The 12,695-nt window shown below is 66.5% G+C and carries 11 protein-coding genes; 8 read left to right on the top strand and 3 right to left on the bottom strand.

The features are described 5' to 3' along the window. Window position 1: 1 nt before the first annotated feature. Window positions 2–748: an alpha/beta fold hydrolase gene (locus tag SB4_RS01765; RefSeq protein WP_058751167.1), complete on the bottom strand. Its 747-nt coding sequence runs from the start codon at window positions 746–748 to the stop codon at window positions 2–4. 202 nt (window positions 749–950) lie between these two features. Here SB4_RS01765 and mgrA point away from each other — a divergent pair, with 202 nt between their 5' ends. Then, window positions 951–2,033: an L-glyceraldehyde 3-phosphate reductase gene (gene mgrA, locus SB4_RS01760; protein WP_058751166.1), complete on the top strand. Its 1,083-nt coding sequence runs from the start codon at window positions 951–953 to the stop codon at window positions 2,031–2,033. Between the two features lie 113 nt (window positions 2,034–2,146). Further along, window positions 2,147–3,262, top strand: coding sequence for a glycoside hydrolase family 43 protein (locus SB4_RS01755; RefSeq protein ID WP_058751165.1), 1,116 nt, complete (start codon window positions 2,147–2,149; stop codon window positions 3,260–3,262). 54 nt (window positions 3,263–3,316) lie between these two features. Here SB4_RS01755 and SB4_RS01750 read toward each other — a convergent pair whose 3' ends face one another. Both SB4_RS01750 and SB4_RS01745 read right to left on the bottom strand, forming a co-directional pair. Continuing rightward, window positions 3,317–4,174 (bottom strand): hypothetical protein, encoded by an 858-nt coding sequence (locus SB4_RS01750; RefSeq protein WP_058751164.1) that lies wholly within the window; start codon window positions 4,172–4,174, stop codon window positions 3,317–3,319. A gap of 69 nt (window positions 4,175–4,243) precedes the next feature. After that, window positions 4,244–5,542, bottom strand: a complete 1,299-nt coding sequence (locus SB4_RS01745; protein ID WP_058751163.1) for a S8 family serine peptidase — start codon at window positions 5,540–5,542, stop codon at window positions 4,244–4,246. Window positions 5,543–5,622: 80 nt separating this feature from the next. Here SB4_RS01745 and SB4_RS01740 point away from each other — a divergent pair, with 80 nt between their 5' ends. From SB4_RS01740 to SB4_RS01715, 6 genes are all read left to right on the top strand, one after another. Further along, complete coding sequence (locus SB4_RS01740) at window positions 5,623–6,114, top strand: RNA polymerase sigma factor (RefSeq protein WP_420893871.1); 492 nt, start codon at window positions 5,623–5,625, stop codon at window positions 6,112–6,114. Next, window positions 6,111–6,821: an anti-sigma factor family protein gene (locus SB4_RS01735; RefSeq protein WP_058751161.1), complete on the top strand. Its 711-nt coding sequence runs from the start codon at window positions 6,111–6,113 to the stop codon at window positions 6,819–6,821. Before SB4_RS01740 ends, SB4_RS01735 begins: the two co-directional genes overlap by 4 nt. A 79-nt stretch (window positions 6,822–6,900) precedes the next feature. After that, window positions 6,901–7,917, top strand: coding sequence for an LLM class flavin-dependent oxidoreductase (locus tag SB4_RS01730; RefSeq protein WP_058751160.1), 1,017 nt, complete (start codon window positions 6,901–6,903; stop codon window positions 7,915–7,917). A 322-nt stretch (window positions 7,918–8,239) separates the two neighbouring features. Then, window positions 8,240–10,990 carry a DNA gyrase subunit A gene (gene gyrA, locus SB4_RS01725; protein ID WP_058732560.1) on the top strand — a complete coding sequence of 917 codons (2,751 nt, stop codon included), beginning with the start codon at window positions 8,240–8,242 and terminating at the stop codon, window positions 10,988–10,990. Beyond that, window positions 10,987–11,337: a DUF952 domain-containing protein gene (locus SB4_RS01720; protein ID WP_058751159.1), complete on the top strand. Its 351-nt coding sequence runs from the start codon at window positions 10,987–10,989 to the stop codon at window positions 11,335–11,337. The genes gyrA and SB4_RS01720 overlap by 4 nt, the downstream gene beginning before the upstream one ends. Before the next feature lie 73 nt (window positions 11,338–11,410). Continuing rightward, complete coding sequence (locus SB4_RS01715) at window positions 11,411–12,694, top strand: methyl-accepting chemotaxis protein (protein ID WP_058751158.1); 1,284 nt, start codon at window positions 11,411–11,413, stop codon at window positions 12,692–12,694. The last annotated feature ends 1 nt before the right edge of the window (window position 12,695 follow it).

The following is a 12,695-nucleotide window of genomic DNA, read 5'->3' as shown; positions in this document are numbered from 1 at the left end:
GTCAGGCGTGATGTCGGTCAACAAAGTCCGCGATCAGCGTGGCGACGGCGTCCGGTGCCTCCAGCGGCAGGAGGTGCGCAGCGCCCTCGACCGCCACTACCTGCGGCTCGACATAATGGGGCGCGTTCCACTTTCGCTGCGCGGCCTTGCCCAGATCGCCGTCCTCGCCGCCCGCCACGATCAGCGCAGGCGTGGCGATCACGCCCGCCGCCGCGCGCCAATCCTCGCGACTGCCACGCTCCAGCCAACCTCTCCACGCATCCGGCGAGGAGCGGCGAACATCGGCAATCGCGGCCACGCGCAGGGGGTCGGGCAAGGGCTCCGCGCTATTGTCATCGACGAACCTTGCCGCCTGCGCTTCATCGGCAGGGCGTTCGCGGAACCAGTCGAGCATCGCCGCCCGACGATCTTCGTCCATCGGCTCGGGCGCGGGTGGTGAGGCGGCCAGCAGCACGACGCCACCCAGGCCGCAGCCGTTCTGTTCGCGCGCGGCAAGCAAGGTGGCGAACTTTCCGCCCATGCTGTGCCCGACCAGGAACCAACGTTCGGGCCGCCGCGCCGCGACCTCCGCCGCCAGCCAGTCGACCATCTCTGCGACATCGACATAGCCCTCATCCGCATGGTCGCCGAAACCCGGCAGGTCGAGCGCCACGCAATCGAAACGGTCGTCCAGCCGATCGATCACGTCGTTCCAAGCCTTTGCACTGCCACCCAGGGCATGGAGCAGAAACAGGGTGGGTCGAGGCATAGGCGGTCAGTCCGATCATTCATGCGGATCAATAATCTGCGGCATGAAGAACCGACCGCCCGATCGGGTTCCCCCCGACCATGACCAATAAGTCTTTGAGTTGGCGTGGAACCAATCGCGATCTCGACGGATCGAGCCTCTTCGATTGGCGGGCGCGGACGCAGCGCGTAAAGATCGCCGCCGATACGAGAGGAAACAGTCCATGCCCTTCCCCGCTCCCTATGCCGCCGACCCCGCGCGTTACGACGGCCGCATGCCCTATCGCCGCACCGGGCGCAGCGGCCTGAAGCTCCCCGCGATCAGCCTGGGGCTGTGGCAGAATTTCGGCGGCAGCGACGTGTTCGAGACCGGCCGCGCCATCCTGCGTCGCGCCTTCGATCGCGGCGTCACCCATTTCGACCTCGCGAACAATTACGGGCCGCCCTATGGCTCGGCGGAGGAGAATTTCGGGCGGGTGATGGCCAGCGACTTCGCCGCGCACCGCGACGAGCTGATCCTGTCGACCAAGGCGGGCTGGGATATGTGGCCTGGCCCTTACGGCGATATCGGCTCGTCGAAGAAATATCTGATCGCCAGCTGCGACCAGAGCCTGAAGCGGATGGGGGTCGATTATGTCGACATCTTCTATTCGCACCGCGTCGACCCGACCACGCCGCTGGAGGAGACGATGGGCGCGCTGGTCCAGCTGCACCGGCAGGGCAAGGCGCTCTATGTCGGCATTTCCTCCTATGATCCTGGCCTGACCCGACGGGCCGCCGCGATCCTGACGGAGGAGAAGGTGCCGCTGTTCATCCATCAACCGAGCTATTCGATCCTGAACCGCTGGATCGAGCGCGACTTGCTGGCGACGCTGGAGGATCTGGGGACCGGCTGCATCGCCTTCTCGCCGCTCGCCCAGGGCATGTTGACCAAGAAGTATCTGAACGGCGTGCCGCAGGATGCACGGGCCAACCGGGACGGATCGCTGTCGCAGTCGCTGCTGACCGAGCAGAATCTCGGCGCGATCCGGCGGTTGAACGACATCGCCCATTCGCGCGGCCAGACGCTGGCGCAGATGGCCATCGCCTGGGTGCTGCGCGATCCCCGCGTCACCTCCGCCCTGATCGGGGCACGCACGGTCGAGCAGCTGGACGACTCGCTCGATGCCGTCGCGCGGCTGGACTTCACTGCCGAGGAACTGGCGGCGATCGACCAGGCGGCCATGGATGGCGGGATCAACCTATGGGCGGAATCCTCCGACATTACGGAGCTGCCAGCGGCACAGGGCATTCCGGCTCACGGCTGATATTCAAGCTGACGAATGCCATAGCGCCGCTCGTCCCGACATATTTTGTCACGGTCGGCCTATGGCATTTGTCGGACAGTTGACATAGCCTCTCCCGAAAAGGGGAGAGATTGATGAAGACCGTGATTCGTAGTTGCCTTGCCATCGGCGCGCTCCTGGCAACGACGGCGATCCATGCCAACGGACAGGCGCCTGCCACGGCGCCTCGCCAGTTGGAAATCGTGAAAAAGGATCGCCTGCCCAAGCCGCCCGCCCCCCGCGACGCGCGGACGGCCTATCTGATGACCTACTTCACCGACGAGGATCATTCGCTTCACTTCGCGACGTCGCGCGACGGCTATAGCTTCACCGACGTGAATGGCGGCAAACCGGTGATGAGCGGGCGCGAAGCGGCCGAGCAAAAGGGCATTCGCGATCCCCATATCATGCGCGGTCCCGATGGCGGCTTCTATATGTCGATGACCGACCTCCACATCTTCGCCAAGCGCGAAGGGTTGCGCGACACCCAATGGGAACGGCCCGAGGAGCAATATAGCTGGGGCAACAACCGCAACATGATCTTCATGAAGTCCTATGACCTCATCCACTGGTCACGGTCCCGTGTCACGCCCTCGGCCATGTTCCCGCGCTATCGCAACGCGGGCAATATGTGGGCGCCCGAGACGATCTACGATCCCAAGCGCAAGGCCTTGATGGTCTATTTCACCACCCGCGACGGCAATGGGCCCAACTATCTGGTCTATTCCTATGCCGACAAGGATTTCAGCACGCTGACCGAAGAGCCCAAGACGCTGTTCGACTATCCCGATCCCAAGGTGAACGTGATCGATGCCGACATCACCAAGGTCGGCGACAAGTACCATATGTTCTATGTGGCGCATCAGGCCCCCGGCAATATCCGGCATTCGGAATCGTCGAGCATCAACAGCGGCTGGACGAAGGACCTGCGCAAGGTGGACCCCGAAACCGTCGGGACGGAAGCGCCGACCCTTTGGAAACGCAGTGGCACCAACACCTATGTCCTGATGTACGATGTATTCGGTATCAACCCGAACAATATGGGCTTTTCTGAAACCACCGACTTCGTGACCTATCGCAATATCGGCCGCTTCAACGAGCCGGGATCGCCGATGAAGGCGACCAACTTCGCCCGGCCCAAGCATGGCGCGGTCGTGGCGATCAGCCCGGCCGAGGCCACGCGCCTGGAGCGATATTTCGCCACCCGCTAAACGTGAGAATGCCCCCGACCATGATGGGTCGGGCGCATTCCCTTATCCGCGATATTACTTGGCGGCGCTGCTCACATCGCCCTGCCCCATGGCCGAGACCAGGACGTTGCCCGAGCCCGAGAAGTTCGCGGCGGGCAGGTTGGCGATCCGGTCACCCACCTTCACCAGCACCCGCTCAACCGCGCCCTGCGCATTGGTGCGGACCGACTGAACCGCGCCGATCGCCCGGCCCTGCGCGTCGTTGACGACCATGCCGGTATTGACCGGGAAGGCCCCGCCCTGCGCCGCACCGCTACCGGCCAACGCCAAGTTGCCCGACAGCGTGCCATTGCCACCCGCCGCCGACAGCGAGCCCGAACCGGAGCCCGCAGCATTTCCGGCCGCATTGGCGGCGCGCCCGCTCAGGTTGGAGACCGCACCGCGCGCCCGGTTGCCGACCGCGCCAGCCGTGTCACGCACCCGTCCGGCAACGTTGCCGACCGTGTTCACGCCGCGCCCGGCCGCGTCGCGCACCGCATCGGTGCCGATCAACTGGGCATCGACGCCGCCACCGACCGCGCCGGAGGTCGTGCCATTGGCACTGCCCGACCGGTTTCCGACCCGCGTCGCGCTGTCCAGCGTCGAGCCACCGGTGGCGTCACCCGACGCGCTGATCCGCCCCCGACGCAGGTCGACATTCCGGTCGCCACGCACCGAACCCCGGGCGCGGGTCGCATTTTCGGTGGCGACGCGACCCGACCGCTTGGCGCTGTCGAGATTGCCGGTCAGACCACCGGTCGCGCCGCCAGCAACGCCGCCGAGTTGACCACCCAGACCGCCGGCCAGGCCGCCGCCACCAAGAAGCTGCGCCGATGCGGGGCTTGCAACCAGAGCAATGGCAAGGATCGCGGTGCCAGACAGAATGTTCTTCATCTTCGTTCTCCTTAACTTCTGCTGGGACAACGAAGCGGGTGATGCGTTTAATCCCCAATTTTTCGATTTTTATTGGAGGTCGGTGCGGCAATCTCCGCAAACCATTCCACGACCGATGTTTTTTTCCGGTCCTTGCAGCCCCGATCGACGCGCCTCGACATCGATCTTCGCCAGCGCGGCACGACGCTGCGCCGGGTCGGGCGTCGGATAGACCGCGGCGATCCGCCCGGCGACTAGGGGCGCGGCAAAGGAAGTGCCGCGCACCGCAAAGCGTCGACCGTTCACGCCCGCCACCAGCATGTCCGCCGCCGGCGCGACATAATCGAGATGCTCGGCCCGCCCCGCTTCGATCAGCGGACGGTTGCGGCGGTCGACGCCGCTGACTGCGACGACGCCGGGATAGGACGCAGGATAGGCGGGCGGCGAGGCCGCGCCATTGTTGCCGACGGCCGCGACGATGATCGTGCCACGCGCCTGCGCCGCCGCGACGACCCGCGCCAGCAAGGGATTGGACGGCCCGACCAAGCTGATCGTCACCACCGGCACCCGCGCGCCGACCAACCAGCCGAGCGCCTTGGCGATGGCGGTCGCATTGCCACCCGCCGGATCGGTGCCATAGACATCGGCCGAGGCGATCCGCGCACCGGGCAAGGCGCCGCGAATGCCATGCCCCCCGGCGATCAGCGACGCGACGGCCGTGCCATGATCATTGGGGCGCGGCGCGCCGCTGGCAAAACCACGCAGCATCGCAGCTCCCTCGACGCCGCCATCGATCACGCCGACCAGTGTGTCGATCTTCGCCGCCTGTCCGGCAAGCGGCGGCGCGATCATTGCAACCCCACCGCCGCTCGCCAGATGCAGCTGATCCGCGCTCACTTCGCCGCCCAGCTTGCGCAGCTGGTCCAGCGCCGTTTTCAGCGACACGCCCTGCGGCACCCGCAACCGGGCGAAACCGACGCCCAGCACATCATCGCGCTCGATGATCGCATAGCCCGCCTTGGTCGCTGCGGCGATCAGCGTCTCACTGGGGGCGTCGACCACCACCTCGCCCGCGCGCGCAGGAAAGCCCTGGGGGTCCAGTGTGATGGCATCGGGATGCTCGCGCACCAGCTGGGCGAAGGTCTGGCGACGCAAGCCGTCCAGCCGTGCCGCTGCCCGCCGTGCCATATTATCGACCGGGCCCAGCAAGTCCTGCGCCCTGGGCAGTCCGATCGACGACAGCGGCCCCGGCATGGGCAAGCCCGGCGCCCCGCCCTGCGGCAGATTGGGCAAAGCACCACCCAGCTGGGCGCGCACCATGCCAGCTCCGCCCACGATCCCGGCTGTCGCCATCAGCAGCGTCAGGTATCGGCGAGCGCGCCACTTCATCGATCGTCTCCCATTGCCAAAAATCGTCCTGACATGGATTAAACGAAACTCGTCATCCGTTTCATCCCCACAAGAAGGAAATTGGCTTGGCCGCATTCGAGAATGAGCTGTTGGCGCTGCTGCCGCGATTGCGACGGTTTGCGCGATCGCTCACCCATGATGCAGCGGATGCCGATGATCTCTGCCAGGTCACGATCGAAAAGGCGCTGATGGCGCGCGGCTCGTGGCAGGCGGGGACGAGATTGGACAGCTGGATGTACCGGATCATGCGCAACGCCTGGATCGACACCGCCCGCTCGCGTCGCCGGGCGGCGGAGACGTTCGTCGGCGAGGAGGCCGGAATGACGGTCGGCGCCCAGGGCAATGCCGAGGCGCGCGTCGCTCTGGGCGAAGTCGACGCCGCGATGCAGGCGCTGCCCGCCGACCAGCGCGAGGCGGTCGCGCTCGTCTTGGTCGAAGGACTGGCCTATAAGGAAGCGGCCGAGATACTGGACATCCCGATGGGAACATTGACCTCGCGATTGGTGCGCGGGCGACAGGCGCTGATGGCGCGGCTGGGAGAAGCGGCATGACGATCGAACCAGAAATCCTGATGGCCTATGCAGACGGCGCGCTCGACCCTCTGACGACCAAGCGCGTCGAACGGGCCATGGCGGCGGACCCTGCGCTGGCCGAAGAGGTCGAGCGCCATCGGCACCTGAAGGCCCGGCTCGCCCAGGCCTATGCCCCGCTGACCGAAGAGCCCGTGCCCGATCGCCTCGCGGCCCTGCTGACCGGCAGCGCCGCCAGCAACGTCGTGCCGATGCCGGTGCGCACCGCTCCCCCCAAGTCGCGCTTTGCGATACCTTCCTGGCAGGCGGCGGCGGCCATGGCAGCGTGTCTGGTCGTCGGCGTGCTGGTCGGCCAGGGTGTCGATCGGGGACCGATCACGGCGACCGGCCAGGGGCTCTATGCCGCCGGATCGCTCGCCCGCGCGCTCGACGATCAGGCGAGCGGTGGGAACGGCCCGGTCCGCGTCGCGGTCAGCTTCCGCGCCCGCGACAACGGTTTTTGCCGCGTGTTCCAGTCGGCGCAGGCCGACGGCATCGCCTGTCGCGATCCCAAGGGCTGGGCGCTCCGGCGGACGATGCCCGGCTCCGCACCGGCTGCCAATGGCGGCTATGCGCAGGCCGGATCATCGGACGCCGAACTGATGGCGGCGGCGCAGGACATGATGGCCGACATGCCGCTCGACGCAGCGGGCGAGAAGGCGGCGATTGCCCGGGACTGGCGCAAGTAACGGCTGCGCCACTTTTCGGAAAGCAAGCGTTTCCGCAGCGGCAGGTGCGGTGCGTCCGGATTGCCCCTATCTTGGCGCCATGAAGAAGATCGGTTTCCTGTCGTTCGGCCATTGGTCGCCCTCGCCCCAGTCCGCGACGCGCTCGGCGCAGGACGTGTTGCTCCAGTCCATCGACCTTGCCGTCGCGGCCGAGGAACTGGGCGCGGACGGGGCCTATTACCGCGTTCATCACTTCGCACAGCAGCTCGCCTCCCCCTTCCCGTTGCTCGCCGCCGTGGGGGCCCGCACCTCTCGCATTGAGATCGGGACTGGCGTCATCGACATGCGCTACGAGAACCCCTTCTACATGGTCGAGGATGCGGGCTCCGCCGATCTGATCAGCAACGGGCGGCTGCAGCTCGGCATCAGCCGGGGCTCGCCCGAACAGGTGATCGAGGGCTGGCGGCATTTCGGCTATGGCCCGGCGCAGGGCGAAACCGATGCGGACATGGGCCGCCGCCATGCCGAGGTGTTCCTGCACCTGCTGAAGGGGCAGGGCTTTGCCAAGCCCAATCCGCGCCCGATGTTCGCCAACCCGCCGGGCCTTCTCCGTCTGGAGCCGCATTCGGCGGGCCTGCGTGACCGCATCTGGTGGGGCTCCGCCTCGGACGCCACCGCCATCTGGGCCGCCAAGCAAGGCATGAACCTGCAAAGCTCGACGCTGAAGGCCGATGAGAGCGGCGAGCCGTTCCATGTCCAGCAGGCCAAGCAGATCCGCGCCTATCGCGAAGCCTGGACGGCGGCTGGCCATAGCCGCACGCCCCGCGTGTCGGTCTCGCGTTCGATCTTCGCACTGACCACCGATCAGGATCGCGCCTATTTCGGCCGCGACGACAGCCAGGACCAGGTGGGCGTGATCGACAATATGCGCGCCGTCTTCGGCCGCTCCTACGCCGCCGAGCCCGAACGACTGATCGAACAGCTGCGCGCCGACGAGGCGATCGCCGAGGCCGATACGCTGCTGCTCACCGTGCCCAACCAGCTGGGCGTCGATTACAATGTCCATGTGATCGAGAACATCCTGCGCCACATCGCCCCGGCGCTGGGCTGGCGCTGAGGCGGGCCTATCCGTTCTTATCATTCAGATTACAGTATTGTAACATCCGAGACATTCCACCGAAAGCGTTGGAATCGCATAAGAACCGGGCTGGTCGCCGTTTACTCCCGTCGGCGGCCAGCGCCTGATAAGTCCCGCGAACATGCTGCCGAGGGGGGAGCAGAGCCGCCGGGCCCATCCCCGCTGCGCCGCGTTTCCACGCCTCCGCCGTTCCTCCCAAACGGCCTCTCGCGAATGGCGGCGCGCGGGGGTGGTCAGGCGCTTTCCGCTGGGCTAGGAACGACAATTCCCATCTGACCACCAAGCCGGAAAGCAACAGACTTTGGCCGACGAGACGACCCTCGCGGAACCTTCCGATATTTCGACGATCTCCATCGTCGACGAGATGAAGTCGAGCTATCTCGACTATGCGATGAGCGTGATCGTGGCGCGTGCGCTGCCCGACGTGCGTGACGGCCTGAAGCCCGTCCATCGCCGTATCCTCTATTCGGCCGCCGAAAGCGGCTTCGTCGCGGGCAAGCCGTACCGCAAGTCGGCACGCATCGTCGGTGACGTGATGGGTAAGTACCATCCGCACGGCGACAGCGCGATCTATGACGCACTGGCCCGCATGGCGCAGGACTGGTCGATGCGCGTGCCGCTGATCGACGGTCAGGGCAACTTCGGATCGATGGACCCCGATCCGCCCGCCGCGATGCGTTACACCGAAGCGCGTCTGGCCAAGGTCGCCAATTCGCTGCTCGACGATCTCGACAAGGATACGGTCGACTTCCAGCCCAACTATGACGGCTCGGAGCGCGAACCCTCGGTCCTGCCCGCCCAATATCCGAACCTGCTGGTCAACGGCGCGGGCGGCATCGCGGTCGGCATGGCGACCAACATCCCGCCGCACAATCTGGGCGAGGTGGTCAACGCCTGCCTCGCCTATATGGAAAACGGCGCGATCACGGTCGAGGAACTGAACGAGATCGTCCCCGCCCCCGACTTCCCGACGGGCGCGCTGATCCTGGGCCGCTCGGGCGCGCGTTCGGCGTACCAGACCGGGCGCGGTTCGATCATCGTGCGCTCTCGTCACGAGATCGAGGAGATGCGCGGCGACCGCCGGGCCATCGTCCTCACCGAAATCCCCTATCAGCAGGGCAAGAACGCGCTGGTCGAAAAGATCGCCGAGGCCGCCAAGGAAAAGCGGATCGAAGGCATCAGCGACATTCGCGACGAATCGAACCGCGAGGGCGTTCGCATCGTCATCGACCTGAAGCGCGACGCGACCCCGGAAGTCGTGCTCAACCAGCTGTGGCGCCATACGCCCGCGCAGACCAGCTTCCCGGCCAACATGCTCGCCATTCGCGGCGGTCGCCCTGAGCTGCTGAACCTGCGCGATATCATCCAGGCGTTCGTCCAGTTCCGCGAGCAGGTCATCACCCGCCGCTCCAAGTTCGAGCTGGCCAAGGCGCGCGAGCGGGCGCACATCTTGCTGGGCCTCGTCATCGCGGTGACGAACCTGGACGAGGTGGTGCGGATCATCCGTGGTTCGGCCTCGCCGGTTGCCGCGCGCGAGGCGCTGCTCGCCCGCGAATGGCCGATCGCCGAGATCGCCCAGTATATCCGCCTGGTCGAAGCGGTCGAGCATGAGGGCTTTGGCGATACCTATCGCCTGTCGGAGACGCAGGTTCGCGCGATCCTCGACCTGCGCCTGCATCGTCTGACGGCGCTCGGCCGCGACGAGATCGGCGACGAGTTGAAGGGTCTGGCGGACTCGATCACCGAGCTGCTCGAAATCCTCGCCAACCGTGTGAAGCTGTACGAGGTCATGCGCGGCGAGCTGGTGGCGATCCGCGACCAGTTCGCGACCCCGCGCCGCTCGGAAATCGCCGCCGCCGCCGATGGCATCGACGACGAGGACCTGATCGAGCGTGAGGACATGGTCGTTACCGTGACCATGCAGGGCTATATCAAGCGCACCCCGCTCGATGCCTTCCGCGCGCAGAACCGGGGCGGTAAGGGCCGCTCGGGCATGGCGACCAAGGACGAGGACGTCGTCACCGAGCTGTTCGTGACCAGCACCCACACGCCGGTCCTGTTCTTCTCGAACCATGGCAAGGTCTATCGCTACAAGGTGTGGCGCCTGCCCGAGGGCGGGCCTGCCACGCGCGGACGGCCGATGGTCAACCTGTTGCCGCTGGCACCGGGCGAGGTCATCTCGACCGTGTTGCCGCTGCCGGAGGACGAGGCGGAGTGGGGCAAGCTCCACGTCATGTTCGCCACCGCCAAGGGTGCCGTGCGCCGCAACTCGATGGATGCGTTCACCAACGTGCCCTCGAACGGCAAGATCGCGATGCGCTTCGACGACGAGAGCGAGGATCGCCTGATCGGCGTCGCGCTGCTCGGTGCCGAGGACGACGTGCTGCTCGCCACCCGTTGCGGCCGGGCGATCCGCTTTGCGGCGGACGACGTGCGCGAGTTCCAGAGCCGCACCTCTACTGGTGTGCGCGGCATCACGCTGAAGGACGCCGACGAGGTCATCTCGCTGTCCGTCCTCCACCGGGTCGGCACCACCCAGGAAGAGCGTGAGGCTTATCTGCGCTTCGCCCCCTGGAAGGGTGAGAAGGAAGGCGAGCCCGAGCTGTCGGTCGAGCGGTATGACGAGCTGCGCAATTGCGAGCAGTTCATCCTGACCGTCTGCGCCAATGGCTATGGCAAGCTGTCCTCGGCCTATGAATATCGCCGCACGGGTCGCGGTGGTCAGGGCATCACCAACATCGACAATATCGCCCGTAACGGCGATGTCGTCGCCAGCTTCCCGGCCGCCAAGGGGCATCAGCTGATGTTGGTGACCGACCAGGCCAAGCTGATCCGCATGTCGCTGGCGAGCTTGCGCGTCATCGGGCGCGGCTCGGCGGGTCTGCGGCTCTTCAACGTCGCACCGGGCGAGCATGTCGTCTCTGCCGCGCGCATCGAGGAAACCGAAGAGGACGCTGAGATGAACCTGGCCGACGGCACCCCCGAGATCGCGCCCGAGCCGGATGCGGTCGTCGGCGAGAACCTGGCGGCCGGGCCGGAGGATGGTGAATGAACCACCCCGCCACCGCCTATAAGGTGCTGACCGCCGATCAGATGGCGGTGCTGGAGCAGGAAGGCGTCTTTGCGGGCGCTCCGGTGGATGTGGCCGATGGCTATATCCACCTCTCCACCGCCGCCCAGCTGACCGAGACGGTCGACAAGCATTTCGCCGGACAGACCGACCTGCACATCGCAGCTGTCGATCTGGAGGCGATGGGCGAGGCGGTGAAATGGGAAGAGAGCCGAGGCGGCCAGCTCTTCCCGCATCTCTATGCCCCCCTGCCGCTATCGGCGGTGGTGGCCTATGGCCCGATGAAGCGCGAAGAGGATGGATCGGTCCGGCTGCCCATCACCGGCTGAACCACGTTTCGTCATCGAAACGTCACCAAACCCTAAGATCGCGTTTACCCTTGGCCGGTAGAGAAGCGGGGCGATGAAGCCGCCTGTCTTCTCTACCTGGCCGCAAACGGCCGAGTGCCCGGTGATCGGCGACGATGAATCGCTGACCGCCGCAATCGCGCTGTTTCGCCAGCATCCCGACATGCGCCTGCTGCCGGTTCTCGACGCCGAACGAAGACCGGTCGGGGCGATCCGGGAGCGGGATGTCAAGGGGCTGCTCTACAATCCCTTTGGCCATGCCCTGCTGCAGAACCCCGATTTCGGGTCCTGCCTGACCGCCTATGTCCGTACCCATCCCTGTTGCGACCTCGACACGCCGCTCGCCGTCAAGCTGACGCTGCATGCCGATTGGGGCGCGCCCGACGCGCTGATCCTGACCGACAAGGGCTGCTTTGCCGGGACGTTGGACGCCGCGACCTTGGCCCGGCAGGCCGCCGATGCCCAGACGGCCCTGGCCCGCGAGCGCATCGCCCGGTCGGAGCGCATGGACATGGCCGCGCGGACCTATATGGCGGAGGTTGCGACGCTATCCGACACGCTGCTTCGCGCCACCGGCGACATGGGCCGCATGGCGCGCGAGCTGGGCGGCTATGCCAACGACACCCATGCCGGGGCCGAACGTATGACCCAGGCGATGGGCGATACCGGCAAGGCGCTGGGCGACATCGCGGCGCGGGGGCACGGTCTGGCGAACACCTTTGCCGCGATCACCCGCGACATGGACCAGGCCCGCGACATCCGCGATGCGGTCCGTCACCAGATCGCCGCGACCGATCGGCGCGCCAACGCGCTGGCCGACAGCGCGACCGCCATCGACACGCTGCTCGCCTTGATCGAAGGCGTGGCTGCTCGCACCAACCTGCTCGCGCTCAATGCCGCGATCGAGGCGGCACGCGCCGGGGATGCGGGCCGTGGTTTTGCAGTCGTCGCGCATGAGGTGAAGGCGCTGGCCGGCCAGACCCGCGAGGCCGCGCAGGACGCGACGCGGAACGTCTCGGAGGTGAAGACGCATCTCCACGCCCTGCTGGCCGAACAGTCCCAGCTCAATCGGGCGGTCGACGCGATCGGCACGCTATCGCATTCGATCGACCAGGCGGTCGCGGCGCAGGGGATCGCGACCACCGCCATTGCCGCCAATGTCGACCAGTCGGTCGCCTCAGCCCATCAGATTGGGCAGCAGGTCCGCCAGATCGAGGCGGACGCGACACGCATCGACGAGGATGCGGGCGCGCTCCTGACCCTGGCCGATGCGCTGGGCCAGACCATTCAGACGCTGCGCACCCGCACCGCCGATTTCATCCAGACGGTCGCCGTCTGAG

The sequence above is a fragment of the Sphingomonas sanguinis genome, assembly GCF_001476905.1.
GTDB classification, from domain to species: Bacteria; Pseudomonadota; Alphaproteobacteria; order Sphingomonadales; family Sphingomonadaceae; genus Sphingomonas; species Sphingomonas sanguinis_B.
The sequence above is the reverse complement of the archived record's forward strand: the minus strand, read 5'-3'. Positions and strand labels throughout refer to the sequence as shown.